The sequence below is a fragment of the Paenibacillus xylanexedens genome (assembly GCF_001908275.1).
GTDB lineage: Bacteria > Bacillota > Bacilli > Paenibacillales > Paenibacillaceae > Paenibacillus > Paenibacillus xylanexedens_A.
In genome coordinates, this window is sequence record NZ_CP018620.1 from 6,182,699 (window position 1) to 6,202,834 (window position 20,136).

The 20,136-nt window shown below is 46.6% G+C and carries 15 protein-coding genes and 1 pseudogene; 4 read left to right on the forward strand and 12 right to left on the reverse strand.

Features of this window, described 5'->3' with window-relative positions:
- Positions 1 to 70 precede the first annotated feature (70 nt).
- From BS614_RS26885 to ilvD, 3 genes and pseudogenes are all read left to right on the forward strand, one after another.
- Positions 71 to 1,111 carry an acyltransferase family protein gene (locus tag BS614_RS26885; protein ID WP_074096198.1) on the forward strand — a complete coding sequence of 347 codons (1,041 nt, stop codon included), beginning with the start codon at positions 71 to 73 and terminating at the stop codon, positions 1,109 to 1,111.
- A gap of 123 nt (positions 1,112 to 1,234) precedes the next feature.
- Positions 1,235 to 1,477: pseudogene (locus BS614_RS26890) on the forward strand (KGG domain-containing protein); the annotation flags it as partial.
- Positions 1,478 to 1,794: 317 nt separating this feature from the next.
- A complete protein-coding gene (gene ilvD, locus BS614_RS26895; protein ID WP_074096200.1) occupies positions 1,795 to 3,480 on the forward strand; it encodes a dihydroxy-acid dehydratase in 1,686 nt (561 codons plus the stop codon).
- An 85-nt stretch (positions 3,481 to 3,565) separates the two neighbouring features.
- Here the strand turns inward: ilvD and BS614_RS26900 are convergent, their stop codons facing one another.
- Positions 3,566 to 4,969: a polysaccharide deacetylase family protein gene (locus BS614_RS26900; RefSeq protein WP_074096201.1), complete on the reverse strand. Its 1,404-nt coding sequence runs from the start codon at positions 4,967 to 4,969 to the stop codon at positions 3,566 to 3,568.
- A gap of 175 nt (positions 4,970 to 5,144) precedes the next feature.
- On the opposite strand from BS614_RS26900, the gene BS614_RS26905 reads away from it, so the two are divergent.
- Positions 5,145 to 6,341: an AI-2E family transporter gene (locus BS614_RS26905; protein ID WP_074096202.1), complete on the forward strand. Its 1,197-nt coding sequence runs from the start codon at positions 5,145 to 5,147 to the stop codon at positions 6,339 to 6,341.
- Here BS614_RS26905 and BS614_RS26910 read toward each other — a convergent pair.
- The 11 genes from BS614_RS26910 to BS614_RS26960 all read right to left on the reverse strand — a co-directional run bounded on the left by BS614_RS26910 (position 6,320) and on the right by BS614_RS26960 (position 19,992).
- A complete protein-coding gene (locus BS614_RS26910) occupies positions 6,320 to 8,131 on the reverse strand; it encodes a peptidoglycan D,D-transpeptidase FtsI family protein (RefSeq protein ID WP_074096203.1) in 1,812 nt (603 codons plus the stop codon). The genes BS614_RS26905 and BS614_RS26910 overlap by 22 nt on opposite strands.
- A 122-nt stretch (positions 8,132 to 8,253) precedes the next feature.
- Positions 8,254 to 10,542, reverse strand: coding sequence for a methyl-accepting chemotaxis protein (locus BS614_RS26915; protein ID WP_425320264.1), 2,289 nt, complete (start codon positions 10,540 to 10,542; stop codon positions 8,254 to 8,256).
- Between the two features lie 235 nt (positions 10,543 to 10,777).
- The gene (locus BS614_RS26920) at positions 10,778 to 12,106 is read right to left on the reverse strand and encodes a peptidase U32 family protein (RefSeq protein ID WP_074096205.1); all 1,329 of its coding nucleotides are present in this window, start codon (positions 12,104 to 12,106) and stop codon (positions 10,778 to 10,780) included.
- A 17-nt stretch (positions 12,107 to 12,123) separates the two neighbouring features.
- Positions 12,124 to 13,053 (reverse strand): peptidase U32 family protein, encoded by a 930-nt coding sequence (locus tag BS614_RS26925; protein ID WP_074096206.1) that lies wholly within the window; start codon positions 13,051 to 13,053, stop codon positions 12,124 to 12,126.
- A 14-nt stretch (positions 13,054 to 13,067) separates the two neighbouring features.
- The gene (gene mltG / locus BS614_RS26930) at positions 13,068 to 14,108 is read right to left on the reverse strand and encodes an endolytic transglycosylase MltG (protein WP_244898211.1); all 1,041 of its coding nucleotides are present in this window, start codon (positions 14,106 to 14,108) and stop codon (positions 13,068 to 13,070) included.
- 75 nt (positions 14,109 to 14,183) lie between these two features.
- A complete protein-coding gene (locus BS614_RS26935; protein WP_047844066.1) occupies positions 14,184 to 14,498 on the reverse strand; it encodes a DUF1292 domain-containing protein in 315 nt (104 codons plus the stop codon).
- Entirely contained in the window at positions 14,499 to 14,798 is a 300-nt protein-coding gene (locus BS614_RS26940) for a DUF1292 domain-containing protein (RefSeq protein WP_017686820.1), read from the reverse strand.
- 12 nt (positions 14,799 to 14,810) lie between these two features.
- Positions 14,811 to 15,227 (reverse strand): Holliday junction resolvase RuvX, encoded by a 417-nt coding sequence (gene ruvX / locus BS614_RS26945; protein WP_036616953.1) that lies wholly within the window; start codon positions 15,225 to 15,227, stop codon positions 14,811 to 14,813.
- A 128-nt stretch (positions 15,228 to 15,355) separates the two neighbouring features.
- Positions 15,356 to 15,616 (reverse strand): IreB family regulatory phosphoprotein, encoded by a 261-nt coding sequence (locus BS614_RS26950; RefSeq protein WP_036616950.1) that lies wholly within the window; start codon positions 15,614 to 15,616, stop codon positions 15,356 to 15,358.
- A gap of 242 nt (positions 15,617 to 15,858) precedes the next feature.
- Positions 15,859 to 18,489: an alanine--tRNA ligase gene (gene alaS / locus BS614_RS26955; RefSeq protein WP_074096207.1), complete on the reverse strand. Its 2,631-nt coding sequence runs from the start codon at positions 18,487 to 18,489 to the stop codon at positions 15,859 to 15,861.
- Positions 18,490 to 18,924: 435 nt separating this feature from the next.
- On the reverse strand, positions 18,925 to 19,992 hold the full coding sequence (locus BS614_RS26960) for an AI-2E family transporter (RefSeq protein WP_074096208.1): 1,068 nt from the start codon (positions 19,990 to 19,992) through the stop codon (positions 18,925 to 18,927).
- Positions 19,993 to 20,136: the final 144 nt, after the last annotated feature.

The window sequence follows — 20,136 nt, forward strand, 5'->3', positions numbered from 1 at the left end:
TGTACATCCGTATTACCCTTATTACAGATGCAAATGACCTTGCAACTAGGGTCTATAAGGGGGCTACACCATGAAAAAACAGACACTGATCCGGGATGATCAGGAATCTTTCTTTTACAATCTGCGCTTTATGCTTATCGTCTGTGTCCTTGCTGGTAATGCACTGGAACCACTCATCACACGCTTTGCAGGAGCAGAAGCTCTGTTCCTGTGGATATATACGTTTCACATGCCACTCTTTGTATGGGTAACCGGGTATTTTGCGACACACTCACTTCAAGGTGCCTCTGGGCGAAATGTCCTGAAGCAGATTGCCTTACAATATGTACTGTTTCAGTCCTTATACGCATTAATGGACTTTACCGTCTTCCACACACCCCATATGCGGCTATCCTTCTTTGCACCTTACTTGCTGTTATGGTTTCTCGCGAGTCATTTCTGCTGGCGACTGTTGCTTCGTCTGACGATTTCATGGAAACCGATATATCGGCTGATTGGATCGATTGCGCTCGGTGTAATTGCCGGGTATTTGCCCATCGACGGATTCTGGCTAAGCTTCAGCCGTACGTTTGTATTTCTGCCGTTTTTTGTCATCGGTTATGACTATGGAGCATCCATTCGTTCTCGTTTATTATCCGGTTGGGGGCGAAAAACCGCAGCCATCCTCTCCGCTGCACTGTTGGTATGGATCGGGTATGGGGGTATGAATATTTCATCGGGATGGTTACTTGGCAGCATGACGTACGCCGAACTGGGTCACCACGAATGGTATGCCGGCATCTTCCGACTTGGTGTCTACCTATTGGAAATCGCATCGGCAACACTTTTCTTGGCCTGGGTACCTTCCCTGACTTCCAGACTGACGGACCTTGGACGACGCACACTCTATGTATTCCTGCTGCATGGTTTTCTCGTTCGGCTCGCGATCTGGTCTGGAGTCTACAGTTATATGGGAAGTTCGGCGTATATCCCAGTCATACTTGTCATCGCCGTACTCTTTGCAGTCACACTGGCTCTGCCGGCTGTACGTCACACGTTCAAACCCTTAATTGAACCGGATATATCCCGCTTTTCTTTCAATCGGCATGAGGTGTTCAAACGGTCGCCCTAACGCTCTGACGGATCTCTTCACCATCGATTCCATCCTGGTGTGTTGTTTCAGGCTGGAAATGATGTGGTAAATTAGGGATACGCGCTACAAAAAACAACTTATCGTTGTAAGGAGTGATTTGTAATGGCACGTCAACCGACGTCAGAACGCAAGATGAGCCGTGAGGAAGCCGGTAGATTAGGTGGTAAAGCCACTTCCAAAAACCATGATCGAAGCTTCTACCAGATGATTGGAAAAAAAGGTGGAGAAGCGACTTCAGATGCCCATGATACTGACTTTTACAAGCAGATTGGTCGCAAGGGCGGCGAAGCAACCTCCGAAACCCATAATAAGGAATTCTATCGTGAGATTGGACGCAAAGGCGGAAGCAACTGATGAATTCCGCTCGCCACATCGAAACATGATCATAGCTTTCCCGCAAATCAAGAAGTCTAATTCCATGAAAATGGTTTGAGGCTTCTTTCTATTGATTGTAGAAATATGACGACGGTTGTGATAGACTCAATAGAAAAACCGGGTGTTCACGGGTTTAAAGCAGCAAAGAATTTCACAAACTACGGGGAGCTCGACACCGGCAAGCCGGACCTTTTTTTAGAGTACGGATGAAATTAAACGACAGATGCACTGCCATTTACTTTTCCATTCATGTTGCTCAATATTATATATTTGGGGGGAAACACACCATGTCAGCCAAGAAGATGCGTTCCGATATGATCAAAAAAGGTTTTGACCGTGCACCGCACCGGAGTTTGCTCCGCGCAGCGGGCGTTAAAGAAGAGGATTTCGGCAAGCCATTTATTGCCGTATGTAACTCTTACATCGATATCGTGCCCGGCCACGTCCACCTTCAGGAATTCGGTAAAATTGTAAAGGATGCTATTCGTGAAGCCGGTGGCGTTCCATTCGAATTCAACACCATCGGAGTAGATGATGGTATTGCCATGGGACACATTGGTATGCGTTACTCGCTGCCAAGCCGTGACATTATCGCGGATTCCGTGGAAACCGTTGTATCTGCACACTGGTTCGACGGCATGGTATGTATCCCGAACTGCGATAAAATTACACCCGGCATGATGATGGGTGCACTCCGTTGTAATATCCCTACCGTGTTTGTCAGCGGTGGACCGATGAAAGCCGGTCGTGACAGCAATGGTAAAGCTCTGTCCTTGACCTCTGTATTTGAAGGCGTAGGCGCTTATCAAGCGGGTAAAATTGATGACAAGAGCTTGCTTGAACTTGAACAGTTCGGTTGTCCAACATGTGGATCATGCTCCGGTATGTTCACAGCGAACTCCATGAACTGTCTGGCTGAAGCGATGGGACTGGCTATGCCAGGTAACGGAACCATCCTGGCTGTTGCTCCTGAGCGTCGTGAGTTTGTTAAACAATCCGCTAAACAACTGATGGAACTTATTAAAATGGATCTGAAACCACGTGATATCGTTACTGTAGAAGCGATCGATAACGCGTTTGCACTGGATATGGCTATGGGTGGATCTACGAATACAGTACTGCACACGCTGGCACTGGCTCATGAAGCAGGTATCGAGTATCCAATCGAACGGATCAATGAAGTAGCTAACCGCGTTCCGCATCTGGCGAAACTTGCACCTGCTTCCGATCTTCACATCGAAGACGTTCACAATGCAGGCGGCGTAAGCGCAGTGCTGAACGAATTGCTCAAGAAACCAGGCGCGATTCATGGTGACTGTATTACAGTAACAGGTAAAACAATCCGTGAGAACGTTGAAGGAAAAGAAATCCAGGATACCAATGTCATCCACCATCTGGATAACCCGCATTCCGAAAAAGGCGGCCTGGCTGTATTGTTTGGTAACCTTGCACCACAAGGAGCTATCATCAAAGTTGGTGCTGTTGATGCTTCGGTTGGTGGATACCACAAAGGTCCTGCCATCTGCTTTGACTCCCAAGAGCAAGCGCTCGAAGGTATTGCTAACGGCAAAGTAAAAGAAGGACATGTTGTTGTTATCCGTTATGAAGGACCAAAAGGTGGACCAGGTATGCCTGAGATGCTGGCTCCTACTTCCCAGATCGTAGGTATGGGTCTTGGTGCCAAAGTTGGTCTGATCACCGATGGACGCTTCTCTGGTGCATCCCGCGGAATCAGTATCGGACATATCTCTCCGGAAGCAGCTGAGGGTGGTCCAATCGCCTTTGTTGAAGAAGGAGACATCATCGAGCTGGATCTGAACAACCGTATCATCGAATTGCACATCAGTGACGAAGAGTTTGAACGTCGTCGCGCAGGTTGGAAAGGCTTTGAACCGAAAGTAAAAACCGGTTACTTGGCTCGTTATTCCAAACTGGTTACCAATGCAAGCAACGGTGGCGTACTGAGTATCTAATTCACTAATAAATAAAGGGTTGCTCTTCTGCCAAATCTGGCGAAGGGCAACCCTTTTCTTTTGCTGGTTGGTGTGATCAGTCCGTTTAGTTCCGCTCTGGCAGTATATCTTGTTCAATTAACAACGATTCATCTCTGGATTCTTCTACCGTTGCTGCTACCTGCATCGTATGTTGACCGTAACGTTCCAATAATAGATCCAGCGGCATGGCAATCATCTTGGGTACCAGTTGTTCAGTACGCTGTTTCAAACGTTTGGTTCCTGCCGGGTGGATTACACTTAACAGCAACTTCAAGTATACTTTGGATGCAGCACTGAACGGTCCAGGAGGCAATTCTTGTATGGTAAATCCGAATTTTTCTGGGCCTCTGTTAATCATACTCACACCGTATATGGCCTTGGCAGAGCGTAACTCAGGTTCGAGTGCCACCATGCGTGCCAAATCCGGCAATTGCTGTTCCATCGTCCTAATCATGCGAATAGCCAAATGCATACTGGAACGTGACGTCACTCCAAGTTCAAACAACTTCTGATTGTCAAAATGTAGTTCTATCACCGGATCTCCATTTTGAATGACATGGCCATCATTCATCTCCACCCGTGCTCCGTGATACACACGTGATCTGAAGTGCAGCATGGGGTCCTCTGGCGAAGCCGTCCGTAGATGGTATACCCAGTGGAACAACTTCTCCCAGCCCAGCCATAAGGCAACAACGATTCGTTTCCATAGCTTCAATGGAGTCTGTAATTGTGTTTTGTTCTGAGATTCGCTCACTATGATACCTCCCATCAACGTATCAACGCGTACGCTTTGCAGGCCTAGCCGTTCAGCTTCCTGTAATACGACTTCCAGCGCCTGAAGCATCTGCTCCGGCGCGTGTGCATCAGCACCAAGGGTCGTTCCTCGATCATGCAGCAGCATGACCTCTCCGCCTCTCAGTTCCTTCAGCATCCGTTCAGTCAATCTCTGGGCACCTACTCGGCTTCTCCAGTCTTCAAACATGGAGGACCACAGTACAATCTTTCTTTCTTTCTTGCTGAAAAAATCAAACAAATTCATAATTCCCCACGGTGGACGATAATAACAAGTCTTCACGCCGGTTACTTCATGAATAATCTGACCTGTTCGCTGAATCTGATCGCGAACGGTACGTGGCCGCATGAGCCAGTTCGTCTTGTGAATATAATTATGAATGCCAATAAGATGACCTTCCTCATGTATGCGCTGTATGAGTTCAGGATGACTCGCTGCATGTTCTCCAACGACAAAAAATGTGGCTTTTGCTTGATGCTGACGAAGCAGATCGAGCAGTCTTGGCGTATAATGTGGATCTGGCCCATCGTCAAACGTTAATGCAAATTGTGTATCACTTCTTCCCCGTCGAAATACACGAAAACCAAAAAGCCTGCTGATCAAACTTGGAATAAAGGCGTAAAAAGATGAAAGATACAATAACCACAGTAGAATACTCTGAAGTATCGTTGTCATGTTGCAAGCTCCCCACTTCTCCTGCTGAATTACGGTGCACTATGGGCACTATCTAAAATAAACCGCCTTTAATTTTATCATAGTTCGGACTTTTCTTGAATCCTGTTTTCCCAAAAAGATAGCTATCGTGTACAATAAATACAATCTAATTATTGCCATCAAAGGAGCCATGTCCATGCTACCGCTTTACAAAAAATACGGGCGAACTGTCTTTGACATCGCGTTGCTCGTATTAACCGTGTATGTGATCATGTACGGTTTCAGTCAATTATACCATGTGGTTGCACCGGTCTTTCTATCATTCATTGTGTATTGGATGATTGAACCGCTGGCCAAATTTTTACATCGCAAAGGATTGCCCAAGACACTTGGAGCCGCCATCTCCGTCTTGTTGTTTCTTGCATTAATTGTCGCTGCCTTTTTTGGGGTAGGCTTGATTATCATTTCACAAATTTCCAATCTTCAAGATAATTTTCCCGTATACATTGAAATGATACAGCGTGAATTCACCAATCTGGTGTTATTCATTCAGGACAAGTCAGACGCTCTCCCTGATGGAGTTATGGAAAAAGCGAATGATTATTTTGCAACACTGACCGGGTTCCTGTCCAAATGGGTAACTAGCGGCGCACAGTTCGTCGTAGGTTTCCTCAGTTCATTCTCTTCGTTTATTACGAACTTCGGAATTGCGATTATTCTGGCATTTTTCCTCAGTATCGAGATTGAATCCTGGCGCAAGTTCGCCCGTGCGAAAACGCCCAAAACATTAAAGTTAGCTATTGAATTCATGCGTAATCACGTGTTCAAAACAATCCGCTCGTATCTGAAGGCACAGATGATCATGATGCTCATTACGTTTGTATTGATTTATGCAGGTTTGTTGATTTTGGGAACCTCTAACGCCTTTACCATCGCAGCAGTCTGTGCGGTTTTTGATCTGGTACCATTGCTTGGCGTCCCTGTTGTGTTTATTCCATGGATCGTCTACTTATTCATTATTGGCAATAGTAGCCTGGCGATTGGCCTGATTGTGATTCTGGCAGTAACGATGCTGACACGGCAGTTGCTGGAACCAAAAATATCGGGTAACTCGATTGGTGTATCCTCGGCGTACTTGATGCTTTCGTTTATGCTGATCTCCCTTTCGATCTTTGGCCTAGCTGGTGTAGTGTTATCTCCAGTGCTTCTGATCCTTCTGAAAGAACTGTTACAACAAGGATACCTGCAAAAGTGGATTCACCTGCCAAAAGATGAATTTGAGTCCTCTCCATTAGTCATGGACCCACCCGTTAATAAGGCCTCAGCGAATTTTGCCGAGTCTACTGTACAACGTCCCGTTCCTGCGAAGGATCATGAGGACTCCGCCAAATAGTCCATCACCTTCCTGAAGAGAGCTGTCGCCTGATGATGGCTGTTTGGAGAGACGTTTTGGACAAGAACAGCTACGGCGTACTTGGGTTGTTCTATCGGTCCATAACCAATGAACCATTGATTGTTACGCTTCTCCCCATGTTTCTGTACCTGAGCTGTACCTGACTTCCCTGCAACATGCCACCGCGCACGCTGCAGGGATTTTCCTGTTCCCTCACGAACTACCTTATTCATCCAGGATAACAGTTTATGCGCTGTTGCGGGAGCAATCTGTCCTGATGCTGAAGGTGAATCATGCAAGGGCATCTCCAGCATGGTGTCACCATCTGCATATTGGATGCGCTTAACGAGACGTGGGGCACTAACCTTTCCATCATGTAACAGTGTAACGATCAGATTGGCAGCTTGCAGCGGTGTGACCAAGACATCGCGCTGGCCAATTGCTGTCTGTATTTTTGCACCTTCATCAGCAGAAGAAACAGCCTCTGTTCTCACACGCCCGTGATCCTCATGATCAAAGTGTCGTAACACAGTCATTCCTGCCATCTGCTTCCCCTCCCAGCCAATCGGACGCGCGAGTCCCAGACGATCAGCCGTGTTCTCCAGTTGCTCCATACTAAGCCTGCGTGCCGTTTCCGCGAATACGATGTTGCAAGACTCAGCGAATCCTTGCTCCAGATTCAGGTCTCCATGCCCATGCTCCTTCCAGCAAGACAACCCATATCTTCCGTACTCACCACCACAATGGAATTCTTCTCCGTTAGAAACCGCATGATACTCCAAAGCAGCTGCCGCAGTGACAATTTTGAAAATGGAACCCGGTACAGCTCCCTGTACTGCACGATTCCCCCAGGACGATTCTTTAGGGTCCACATGTTGTGGCTGATAGAAAGGGCGGGAGATCATGGCGCGAACATCTGCGTTAGCGGCATCTAACACAACAATGGCCCCTTCTTGTAATCCAGATTCTTGCGTCAACTTCTCCAACCCACGCTGTAACTCAGCATCCACTGTGGTTTCTACTCGTAAAGGATAATGGCTATTGGTCGGTGCAATGACGTGTGGCTGGATATCAGGGATAATCTCTCCACCACCCGAGACCATGCGTGATACAAGCGTTGGGCCAATTCCCCTTAACAGCGGTTCAAGTGTCCTCTCCAGTCCAGCTGCTCCTGATTTTATGGCAAATGGCTGTTTTACTTCATCCTGATGCCCAGTTAGAACTTTGGAGGACTCAGGCTGTTCAGCCAGATAACCCATCCACTGCATTCCCGTATGCCCCTGAAGATATCTTGTCATCATCGGATAGATGCCAGCTCCTTGCAGGTGCAAACTACGTAGGCGTTCCACCTGAGCAGCGGTCAAATGAACAGGCTGATGTGTACCTGCTGTCCAGAAATGAGGTATACTTTCCTGATTCCATTCCTTCTTCAATTGATCCGGATCGGTATGTAATATAGCTGCCAACTGTATCATCTCGGAGCCTTCTAATGCCCCATGCTTGCGTAATGTCTCTAATGGACTTGCCTGTGGAAAAATAACCAGTCCCCATTGCAGCTTACCGGTCAATGCCTCACCCTTGTAATCCGTAAATTGTCCCCGCCCCGGGTCAAGCATCACCCCGCGTTCACGCTGCAATACAGACATTTCACGTACCGTTCGCTGAAATCCAGGCATCGTCTGATTCACCTGAACGATCTGAACCCATCCCAATCGTAATATAAGCAATCCAAAGACAAGAGTTAGAAGAATACAAGTTATATAGATTCGCCGTTTCGCAAGGAGATGCATCCCAATCTCACCTTTTGTCGTTTTGACATATTATTGCTGATATGGCTTGGAATTATCCGGTAAACAAAAAGAAAACCTGTCCCATGTGCGGGACAGATTCTCCTCATTTCAACCCTGGCTTGTTACACCGTAAAGCGTGACAAAGTTTCTTTCAGTTCAGTAGACACATTCTCCAGTTTGCCAGACAGATTAACCAGCTGGTTACTGATATTTTGCTGTTCACTGCTCAAGGAAGCTACTTCTTGGGACGTTGCAGAAGATTCTTCAGCTACAGCGCTGACATTGCTCATGGCTTCAGACAACGTACCTTGAGATTTGTTCAAATCTCCAATAGAACCTGTCACCATGCCCAGACGTTCCACAAAGGCACCCATCTGTTCCTGTACGGAAGCAAAGATGACGTTGGTGTCTTTAACCGCATCCATCTGTTCCTTGAATAACGGATAAGCTGCCGACAAAGCATCCACGGTCTCATTCATTTCAGTCATGATTTTGTCTGTAATCTCTCCAACCATCTCAATGGATTGTCTGGATTGAGCCGCGAGCTGACGCACCTCATCAGCCACCACCATGAATCCGCGTCCGGCTGCACCGGCACGTGCTGCTTCAATGGTTGCATTCAGGGAAAGGATATTTGTCTGTTTCGTTATGTTTTGCAGCACTTCAAGCACTTTCAGAACAGAAGACGTACTCTCTTTCAGCGAATCAACCTTATTCACCAGTGCACCAATCATTTCTTCTGTCTTCTGTGTTTTGGTCATCAACTGATTCAGATGTTGTGTTCCTGTCTGACTGGACTTCTCTACATGACGAGCAGAATCACCCATCTGTTCATTAGCAGCGATTACACTCTGCATCTGACGAGAGATATTGTCAGTTAATTCATTGCCACGTTCCGCTTCAGTTGCCAAACTGCCTGCACCGCCTGCGATCTCTTCTGTAGCTACGGCAATCTCCGAAGCAGACACAGCCGTTTTCTTGGATGCACTGCTCAGCTCAGAGGCCGTATCCAATACTTCCTGCGCAGAACGATTGGTTTGTTCAACCAGCTTAGTAATCTGCTCCATCATCAGATTGAAGGCGGATGAGAGCTGACCGATTTCATCCTGGGAGCTATATGGTGTACGAACTTTAAGATTACCTTTCGCACCTTCCTGCATCAGGTCTTTCAATTTGCCGAGTGGACGAGCGATCATACGCACCATCCAGATCCCGATCAATACTGCAATCCCCGCATCAATCAGCGCCATCCACAGGGTCAGGGTCAGAATGCCCTTTGCATCCTGAACCAAAACAGAGGTAGGTATCATACCAACCAGTTTCCAATTGGATGTATCCATCGTACTGTATACAGCCAGCATTTCCGTAGATTTGCCATCTACCGTATACTCCGTATTCGTGCTACCTGCTGGTTCGGTCAACTCTTTGACAAATGCAAGCTCTGTATCTTGTCCCGTACGATCCGAGATGGAGGATGCAACCACTTTATTATCGGGAGCAATCAGTTGAAGAACAGCTCCTGAACCCAAATCAAGCGATTTCAATTGTTCCTCCAGAACTTCCAGTTTCAGTTCAATAACCAGAACATACGACTGGGTCGTTCCTTGCAGGTTTTTCATTGAACGTGCAATTTTAAACGTTGGCGTTGAGCCATCTTCTTTGACCTCTGTTGGAAGCCAGCGATAACCGCCCGCCTCAATTAACTCACTGTACCATGCTTCCTGGCGAATGCTGCCCATGGATGAACTGTTGCTGCCGGTACCCATAATGGACTTTGTATCGTCCGTAGGTACCAAATAAATCGCTTCCATAGATTTATTTGTAAATGCAACATTGGACAGTTGCTTGTTGATTGAACTTGAGTTCACGAATGTATCATACGCAGTCAAATTCGTATCTGACATTTTTTGTAGCAAGGACTGCATTTCCGGATCAAAGAAAATCTGTGTGGATGTATCCACAAATCTCTCCAAAATAATGTCCATTTTTTGTTTGGTCTGATCAATTGTCTCCTGATTGGCACGCGAGGCATTTTTCTCTATCGTACCTTTGGCCTTCGAATAGGATAATAGACCTAAACTCACTACAAAAATCATAATTCCCGCAAAAAAGATCAAAAACAGTTTAACCCCTACGGATTTAACCGGATTTGCCTTCTTAATCTGTTGGAAAGAAGACCCTCCAAGGTTTTTCCAATCCCGGTTTTCTAATTGTTTTTTTACCCAATCGGTCTTGATCCAGCCCAGCTTCAATTTACTACGGTCAAACTTAAGTAATTTTATCCCATTCCCTGTAATTTTACTTTTACCTACTTTTTCTTTCTTCACTTTCTGAACCTTCTCAGGATTAACCTGCTCGACTTTTGTCACTTGCTCCCCACTGTCTTTCTGCTTCTTTTGAACCATTCCCATTCACCTGCCAGTTATTTACTTGTTAGATTTTTCTTTCTCTCCCCTATAAATATGTAGTATTCGACAGCTTTCTTCGTTCCCCTTTCATTTCCCAGAAATATTTTACAACTTTATTCCTATTTTTCTATAAAAAAAAGACCCCCATATGCCGATAAACGGAGGTCCTACATGCTAACTTCATAACACTATTTTGTTAAATCATAATACAATATTGGCACAATGTAGGTATTTGAGCCTACTTCTTTTTTCTCATCATATCGAAGTACGAAACCGGTTGATCTACCTTCATTTTAATCAGTTGCAACGGGTGACGAGCAGCATCCAGAACATTGCCTTCTTCATCCTGTATTTCGCCGACCACCTGTTTGAAAAAGTGACCTCCCGGACCGAAAAATTCGATTTCCTGTCCTGGTTTGAAGTGATTGCGCTGTTGAATGGTTGCCATTCCTGTTTCAGCATCATACCCCATAACCAATCCAGCGAAGTCAAAAGGTACGGCCTTTTCTTCCGGTTCATAGATATGATCTTCATGGTCTGGTGTATCATAGAAAAATCCGGTATTCAGCGGGCGATTCGCCGCTTTGTTCATTTCTTCAACCCATTCAGGTTTCAGAACATAATTTTCCGGGTCTGCCATATAGGAATCAATAGCTTGACGGTAGACGTTAACCACAGTTGCCACGTAGTGGATCGATTTCATACGTCCTTCGATCTTGAAACTGTCCACACCCACATCAATCAACTCGGGAATATGGCCAATCATGCACAGATCCTTAGATCCCATGGAGAATGAATTATCCTGTTCCTCGAACAGGGGAAGCTGGTTCTCACCCAGTTTGAATGGTGCAGGTGCCTTCGTCTGCATGTCCTCTTCGCTGACCCACACCGTATCTTCTCTCGCATCCTCGAACAGATCATACTTCCAGCGACAAGACTGGCAACAGCCGCCCCGGTTGGAGTCCCGATCCGTAAAATGGTTCGAGAGCACACAACGTCCGGAATACGACGAACACATCGCCCCATGAATAAAGGCTTCAATTTCGATATCCACATTGGCCTTGATCTCTTCAATCTCTTCAAAGCTGGTCTCACGTCCGAGAACAACACGTGGAAGTCCTTCATCTTTCCAGAACTTCACGGCTTGCCAGTTGAGTGTGGATTGTTGAGTACTTAGATGTACCTCAAGGCCTGGCACAGTACGAAGCGCTACTTCAATAATAGCCGGATCGGCTACGATGATCGCAGAGATTCCCGCATTATAGAGGTTTTGCAGATACGTTTCGATACCCTCAACATCCTCATTATGTGCATAGATGTTTGTCGCTACGAACACCTTGGCTCCATACTTTTTGGCAAACTCCACACCTTCACGCATCTCTTCAAAGCTGAAGTTATCCGCGTTGGAACGCAGTCCATAGGCTTGTCCACCGATATATACGGCATCTGCACCGTAATGGATCGCAAATTTCAGTTTTTCCAGATTACCCGCCGGAGCTAGCAGCTCCGGTTTGTCCAGACGGTTACGTTTACCCGAAAACTTCCGCTGTACCGCCACTGTTTCCATTCTGTTCACCTCGTCTATTAATACACTTGTTCTTTATAGAAAAATCCAAACGACAATTCACGTTCAGGGTCCTGTAACTTGCGCACCTCAGCGAGCCACTCTTCAGAGAAAGCATATGCATCAGCATCGGCTACATAACTGTCAATCGCTGTCCGATATGCACGTACAACAGCTTCATTGTAGGTGAGTGATTTTAACATACCTTCAATTTTGAAACTGTGCACACCCGCCTCCATCAACAGATGAAGATCTTCGAGGATACATATATCCTCAGAGCTCATAATGTGTGTGCCGTTAATGTCCTCATAGATCGGGAATTTCTCATCCCGGCGTTCAGCCTCGATCAGGAACAATCCCCGTTCTTTGCCCAGATCTCCCTCAACCGGCCGCCCTTGATGAGCCATATAACTTTGCACCAGACTGCGCTTGGAATGATAAATATTCGTCATACCATGCACCTGAACCTGAGCTTCCACTTTCAGAAAAGGGACCATTTCCGTCAACTCGTCCATATTCAACTCACGGGCAAGCACAACACGACTAGCTCCCTTGGTTCCCCAATAGTTGGCCGTCGCATAGTTCGTTGAAGTCATCTCCGCATTCCAGTGCAACTTCACATGTGGCGCGTATTCCTTCATGGTGGCCAGCACGGATGGGTCATTAAACTCCACACCATCAATACCGATTCTGCCAAGTGCTTGAACATATTCAGGCAATTCTTTCAACAGTTCGTTGGACATCAGATTAGTCATGGATACATACACACGCGCCTGATGTTTGGCTGCAATGGCAACCACCTCTGCTGTCTCTTCCACGCTAAAGCTGCCTGAAAGACGCATGCCGAATCGATCATCTCCAATGACCAGAGCATCTGCTCCAGCCTGGAGAAGCACTTCTGCCTCTTTCACATTCGCTGCTGTAACGAGCAGTTCATGTTTCTTACTCATATAATCCCCTCCGCTTATTGCGCAGCCTTACTTTTGGCTATATTTTGCTGGTGTTCCTTATACGTTTTGGCAAATAGATGTCCAGACGAGCCATCCTTTTTTGTCACATAGAACAGATACTCCGAAGCTTCCGGATTTAGCGCTGCCTCAATGGACGGAAGACTTGGACTGGCAATTGGACCTGGTGGCAAGCCCTTGTTCAGATACGTATTATAGGGACTTTTCACCTTTAGATCCTTGAAAAACAATCGTTCCTTCGGTCTGTCGAGCAGATATTGCACGGTAGCATCAATCTCCAGCTTCATATCCTGATTGATCCGGTTGTAGATTACACCTGCAACCAGAGCACGTTCCTCGTCCACTACAACTTCTTTCTCCACGAGTGACGCGATCGTCAGCAGTTCATGCAGGGAAAGGTTCTTTTCCTGGAGCTTGGCTTCCAAATCAGGAATGGAATTAATCTTGGTCTGGAATTCTTCCAGCATCCGTTGCATCACATCATGCGTGGAACTTCCCTTTTTCAGCTCATACGTCTCCGGGAACAGATACCCTTCCAATACGTAGCGAAGTTCTTCATCCACTGGAATATCTTTGATGATATCTACATCAAAGGCCGAAGGATCATTGGCCAGCTTGATGAATTCATCCCGATCTACAACATGCTCATAAGAAAGCTTACCCGCCATTTGCAGAACGTTATAACCCTCCGGAATCGTAAATTTCACCATTTCTTCCGGTACAACTTCGCCACTACTCAGCTTGTTAACAATCTCATCATATGTCACGCCAGGATTCATAGAATATGTACCCGCCATGAAATTAGAACCTAGTTTCTTCCACTTTAAATACCCTTTAAAGGTTAGCCCGCTTCGAATGAGGCCTTCTTCTTGAAGCTGATCCGCGATTTTCGAAGTTCCCGATCCGCTCTTAATCTCGAATACGACCGGTTCTGTAGAAGCTTCCACAGGACGCATCATACTCCATACGTAACCGCCTGCGCCTCCGGCAAGAACTACAATGATAAGCAGTATGACTACTATTGCTTTCCCTTTCAAAAAAGAAACAACTCCTTTACACAACCAAAAAGAGCGGACTTCTCCGCCCTCCCGGTTTCTTCAATTTGAAGCTGATTAATCTTCGTCAATGGGGAGAGTACATTCATCATAAAGCTCCGAGATGTTCTCCCACTCATCATCATCGTCGATCGTAACTAACTCTGGCATGATCTGGTCTTCACTTCCAGGTGATACCCGCAGAAGTTCAACCTCGTCATAAGGTCGCAACGAACTGCGGAGCACCGCGTACTGCTGACCGTTCACTTCGAACTCAGCCAACAAGTCATACGGTTGTGATTTACCGTTCTCTTCTTCGAGCTCAACATGAGCACCGAATGCCAGACGCAGTGAATCTGTCCATTTCAGGTCTTTGCGGCTATATTCCGTCATTTAGTTCGCTTCCTCTTCATCTTCAGCAAGAAATGTATTAAACGTCTCCTCGACGATATCCCATTCGGCATCATCTTGGATGACGAAAAGTTTAATATCGTCGCCCTCTTCTTCATAACGGAATGCATATACATCCGTTTCGCCATCTTCAGGTTCAACCGGAGCAACCATCATGTACTTGGCCTCCGAACCATCTACTTCAAACTTCATGATGACTTCAAATTCCTCTTCATTACCCTCGTCATCCGCAATGTAAATAATTTCCGCTTCTTCTTCCATACCCAGTTGATCTTCAGCCATTGTTGATCCCCCTCACCTTCTACTATTGGCATCCAAATAATTTTGCAAAATCAAGCTTGCGGCCATTTTGTCCACAACCTGCTTGCGTTTTTTCCGACTGACATCCGCTTCGATCAGCGTACGTTCTGCTGCCATGGTTGTCAGCCGTTCATCCCAAAGGTGAACAGGTAAATTCAGTTCATCCCGCAGGCGATCGGCAAAAGCAATGCATATCTCACCGCGCGGTCCTACGGTGCCGTTCATGTTTTTGGGAAGTCCGACTACGATCTCACTAATCTCATGCTCACGCACAAGTTCGGCAATCCGAGCGAACTCGCCTTCATCACGGCGGCGTTCTAGCACTTCCAATCCCTGGGCAGTCCAACCGAAGGCGTCACTCGCGGCAACTCCGATTCTTCGGTCCCCATAGTCCAAACCTAATATTTTCATCCATGCTCTCCCATCCTGGGGCCTGCTCAGGTCGATTACAAATAATCGCCTTCTCAAGCTTCAGGCTGTCTTCTGTCGGTTCATTTCCCGCTGCCTGCAAGGCTGCAACACAGCGGAAGCGGCGTACATTACCGGTGATTGGCCAGATAGGAACGTACAAGCTCTTCAATCAGCTCATCGCGCTCCTTTTTACGGACCAGACTACGTGCGTTGTTGTGACGAGGAATGTATGCCGGGTCTCCGGAAATCAGATACCCAACAATCTGGTTGATCGGATTATACTCCTTATCGACCAATGCATCATATACCGTGAGAAGAATCTCTTTGGATGATGCTTCCTGTTCGTCACCTTTCACATTAAATTTAACCGTCTTATCCATGGAGTCCATTGATGACACCTCGCTCCTGCATGAACATGGGGACCATGTCCTGCCGAATTGATTTCTGTTTATATAATAACATATTCTGACTGCCACAAGTAAACAAAGGATAAGGCAATTGTGTTTTTTGCTTGTCCTTTACTGGCTTCAGCATATTGCATCATTCGATTCCACACGCTCTCGGGTACAAAAAATAAACGAACAAAACCATTTCGATTTATTTTTTGACGATTGAAAGCCGTTCAATGGATTTATGCATTATGCCCGCTAACCAGCGAAACTGCCAGTTTCAGCGCTTCATCCAGCTTGGTCGCATCCTTACCTCCGGCTTGCGCCATATCTGGACGTCCACCGCCACCGCCGCCGCAAACTGCTGCGACTTCTTTGACGATTTTGCCTGCGTGTAATCCTTGTTTCACTTGTTCAGCAGGTACTGCTACAACAAAATTCACTTTGCCGTCCGCTGGAGCACCCAATACGAGTACCGCGTTAGGCAATTTTACTTTCAACTCATCTGCCACTGTACGCAGCGCATCCATGTTCGGAGCATCTACGCGTGCTGCCAGCAATTGTGTATTTCCTGCTTGTACCACTTGATCGGTCAATTGACCCGCTTCCATGGCACTCAGCTTGCTTTGCAGGGATTCAGTCTCTCTGGCTGCTTCTTTCAGTTGTTGGTTCAGACCTTCAATCCGTTTAGGTACATCAGCCACATTTGCTTTGAGCAGTGCTGCTGATTGTTTAAGCAGTTCCAACTGGCTTTCCACATACAGATATGCGCCACGGCCAGTTACAGCTTCGATCCGACGAACGCCGGAGCCGATTCCGCTCTCGCTCACCAGTTTGAAGATTCCAATCTCTGAAGTATTATTTACGTGACAGCCGCCACAAAGTTCCAAACTGTAGTCTCCAACTTGAACGACACGCACAATATCTCCATATTTTTCGCCAAACAGGGCCATCGCACCCATTTCTTTGGCTTCATCAATAGCCTTCAGCTCAATGTTCACGTTCAGACGATTCCAGATCTGTTCGTTCACCTGACGCTCAATTTCTGTCAACTCTTCCGGCGTAATACTACCGAAGTGAGAGAAGTCAAACCGCAGACGCTGTGGCTCTACGAGCGACCCCGCCTGGTTTACGTGAGTTCCGAGCACATCTTTGAGTGCCTTGTGCAGCAAGTGGGTAGCCGTATGGTTTTTGATAATGTCGCCACGTTTCGCTGAGTCCACTTCGGCATTGATCACATCGCCTACACGCAGTTCACCAGACTCCACAGTCACCAGATGTACATGTTGTCCAAGTGGAGCTTTGAACAAACCTTGTACTTTCGCTGATACACCAGCACCTCGCAACAAGCCCTGATCACTCACTTGGCCGCCACTTTCCGCGTAGAACGGAGTCTTGTCCAGAACAACCTGACACGTCTGTCCTTCGCCTACAGATTCAACAAGGGCATCACCAGCTACGATGGCTACCACTTTTGCTTCCGTCAACAGGTCAGTATAACCAACAAACTCGCTTTTAACCTCCAGATCAGCAAGTGGTCCGCCTTGAACTTTCATGCTCTCGTTCTCTTGGCGCCCAGCACGTCCAAGCTCACGTTGTTTCTGCATGGAAGCATCAAAACCTTCACGGTCCACAGTCAGACCATGCTCTGCGGCATAATCTTCTGTCAGGTCAAACGGGAAACCGTACGTATCATACAGTTTGAAAGCTTCAGGTCCGCTAATAACGGTGCGTCCTTCGGATTTGGCTGTGCCGCTGATATCAGCCAGAATAGCCAGACCATCTGTGAGTGTTTCGTGGAAACGCTCTTCCTCGGTTTTGATTACTTTGGCGATGAACTCCTGTTTGTCTACTACCTCAGGGTAGTACATGCCCATCACTTCACCAACGGTTGTTGTCAATTCATACAGGAATGGACGGTCAAGCCCAAGCACTTTTCCATAACGAACTGCACGGCGAAGCAAGCGACGGATGACATATCCACGTCCTTCATTACTTGGCAGAACGCCATCACCTACTGCAAAAGCAACCGTACGGATATGATCGGCAATGACTTTCAGTGCAACATCAATCTCTACGCTGTCGTTATATTTCACACCCGCAAGAGCGGCTGTTCTTTGAATCATCGGTTGGAACAGGTCTGTGTCGAAGTTGGAATCCACATTTTGCAGAATGGAAGCAAAACGCTCCAAACCTGCACCTGTATCAATATTTTTGTTAGGAAGCGGTGTGTAGCTACCATCTTTGTTATGGTTGAACTGGGAGAATACCAGATTCCATACTTCCAGATAACGTTCGTTTTCCCCACCTGGATACATTTCAGGATCACTCATGTCGTTACCATAAGCTTCGCCGCGGTCATAGAAGATCTCGGTACAAGGACCACATGGGCCTTCGCCGATATCCCAAAAGTTTTCATCCAATTTAATGATACGCTCAGCAGGCAGTCCTACTTTTTCGTTCCACAGTTTGAAAGCTTCTTCATCTTCCGGATATACCGTTACGGAAAGACGTTCCGGATCGAATCCGATCCACTCTTTGCTGGTCAAGAATTCCCAAGCCCATGTTACGGTCTCCTCCTTGAAGTAATCTCCAATAGAGAAGTTGCCAAGCATTTCGAAGAACGTATGGTGACGACGCGTTTTACCAACATTCTCGATATCATTGGTACGGATACATTTTTGGGAGTTCGCTAGACGCGGGTTCTCCGGCTTCTCACGTCCGTCAAAATATGGTTTGAGCGGTGCCATACCTGCATTGATCCACAAAAGAGAAGGATCGTTGTGAGGTACGAGCGATGCGCTCGGCTCGATTTTGTGACCTTTACTTGCAAAAAACTCTATCCATTTGGACCGGATTTCACTGGCTTTCATACTGGATGCCCCCATTAAATTATAATAGTCCGTTGCGTATTCGCTCCGGTTGGTCAACATTGTTTTTGTAAAAATAAACACAAAAAACGCCCCTGAATAATCAGGGACGATGTTATCGCGGTACCACCCTGGTTATTGCTGTTCATCCCTTGCTGCCCGGACAAACAAACAATCTCCTCGTTCATGCGAAATAACGGTCGCTCCCGGCAGGGTTGTCCTGCACTCCGAAATTAGCTTTCCGCCGCTTCATCTTTCAAGACTCTTCCAGCCATCAGTTCAGGCTCACCCTGATCCGATGAAGTCTATTCTCTGAGGAAAGGAACCCTCGGCGTACTTTATTTCATCATCGATTTCATGTTCTCAACATACACACTCATTATATCGATAGCACAAGCGGGTGTCAACGCGACCTCTTTGATGTTTTCCCCCTGATAATTAGTCGGTCCTTCGTTTGATGTAATAGGCGAAAAAGTGTTGCACAATCACCTTCAGCACGGCAAAAACGGGTACTGCCAGAATTAAACCTACAATGCCTGCCAATTCACCTCCGACGAGCAGTGCAAATATAATCGACAGTGGATGCAGATGCAACGTACGTCCCACCACCTGAGGAGAAATAACGTTACTCTCCAACACCTGGCACAGTGTGTTCACAATGACAACAAGTAGTACCATTTTAAACGATACGGTTGATGCCATGACCACAGCAGGAGCAGCTCCGAGGAACGGCCCCAAGTAGGGCACAATGTTAAACACAGCTACAATGCTTGCAAGCAGCAGGGCATACGGCATATCAATGATGATATAACCAATGTAGGCAAAGATACCAACAATGACACAGACAATAAACTGTCCCCGAATATAGTTCCCCAGTGCAGTATCGATCTCTTTCATTACCGAGACAATCGCTTTCCGACGTGAACGAGGAAGATACGCCACAATGGTGCGTTCAAACACCTCAAAGTCTTTTAACATATAAAAGATCAGAAATGGCACGATAAACACATTGAATAACACATTAATGGTCGCCCCGATATTGTCCATGAGCACAGCAATTCCCTGAGTTAGTCGATCCTCCATCTGAAAAAACCAGCTGTTCATGCCTGTTCGCACACTTGGCGGCATTAATTTGTGATCCATATTGTTCATCAGGCTCTGGGCACGCATGGACAGTTCCGGCATATGCTCGTTGAGTTCCCCCAGCTGTTCAATCAAAACCGGAATGACATTCATCAGAATGACACCGAGGCAGGTAAGGAAAAAGGCATAAATGAGTAGTACCGCAATTGTACGCGGCACCTTGCGCCCTCCCAGCATGCTGACAATCGGATTAAGTACATAGGATATGATAAGGGCTACGATAAAGGGTGCCAGCACTGTTTTCAGGAACGCATATATGTGAAGCAGTAAAGGCCGCAGCAGCCAGATAAAATATAAAATGATCAATCCGAGCAGCAGCCAGATCGCGTAACGGAACAGCTTGTTTTTGGTTAATTGCTCCACTTGCATCTCTCCTTTTGGACTGGCTCTGAGAGTCAGTATATGTAGGAAAGGTAATATTTATTAACACATCGCAGAAGTGGAAAGGAGCAATCCGAACATTTTTTCCTCAAACCAAAAAACGCCTCCTTCATCAGAGAAGGAAGC

What these genes read in the sequence shown, in the direction of transcription:
- BS614_RS26885 (WP_074096198.1), top strand. Translation starts at nt 71, where the DNA reads ATGAAAAAACAGACACTGATCCGGGATGATCAGGAATCTTTCTTTTAC.
- ilvD (WP_074096200.1), top strand. Translation starts at nt 1,795, where the DNA reads ATGTCAGCCAAGAAGATGCGTTCCGATATGATCAAAAAAGGTTTTGAC.
- BS614_RS26900 (WP_074096201.1), bottom strand. Translation starts at nt 4,969, where the DNA reads ATGACAACGATACTTCAGAGTATTCTACTGTGGTTATTGTATCTTTCA.
- BS614_RS26905 (WP_074096202.1), top strand. Translation starts at nt 5,145, where the DNA reads ATGCTACCGCTTTACAAAAAATACGGGCGAACTGTCTTTGACATCGCG.
- BS614_RS26910 (WP_074096203.1), bottom strand. Translation starts at nt 8,131, where the DNA reads ATGCATCTCCTTGCGAAACGGCGAATCTATATAACTTGTATTCTTCTA.
- BS614_RS26915 (WP_425320264.1), bottom strand. Translation starts at nt 10,542, where the DNA reads ATGGGAATGGTTCAAAAGAAGCAGAAAGACAGTGGGGAGCAAGTGACA.
- BS614_RS26920 (WP_074096205.1), bottom strand. Translation starts at nt 12,106, where the DNA reads ATGGAAACAGTGGCGGTACAGCGGAAGTTTTCGGGTAAACGTAACCGT.
- BS614_RS26925 (WP_074096206.1), bottom strand. Translation starts at nt 13,053, where the DNA reads ATGAGTAAGAAACATGAACTGCTCGTTACAGCAGCGAATGTGAAAGAG.
- BS614_RS26935 (WP_047844066.1), bottom strand. Translation starts at nt 14,498, where the DNA reads ATGACGGAATATAGCCGCAAAGACCTGAAATGGACAGATTCACTGCGT.
- BS614_RS26940 (WP_017686820.1), bottom strand. Translation starts at nt 14,798, where the DNA reads ATGGCTGAAGATCAACTGGGTATGGAAGAAGAAGCGGAAATTATTTAC.
- ruvX (WP_036616953.1), bottom strand. Translation starts at nt 15,227, where the DNA reads ATGAAAATATTAGGTTTGGACTATGGGGACCGAAGAATCGGAGTTGCC.
- BS614_RS26950 (WP_036616950.1), bottom strand. Translation starts at nt 15,616, where the DNA reads ATGGACTCCATGGATAAGACGGTTAAATTTAATGTGAAAGGTGACGAA.
- alaS (WP_074096207.1), bottom strand. Translation starts at nt 18,489, where the DNA reads ATGAAAGCCAGTGAAATCCGGTCCAAATGGATAGAGTTTTTTGCAAGT.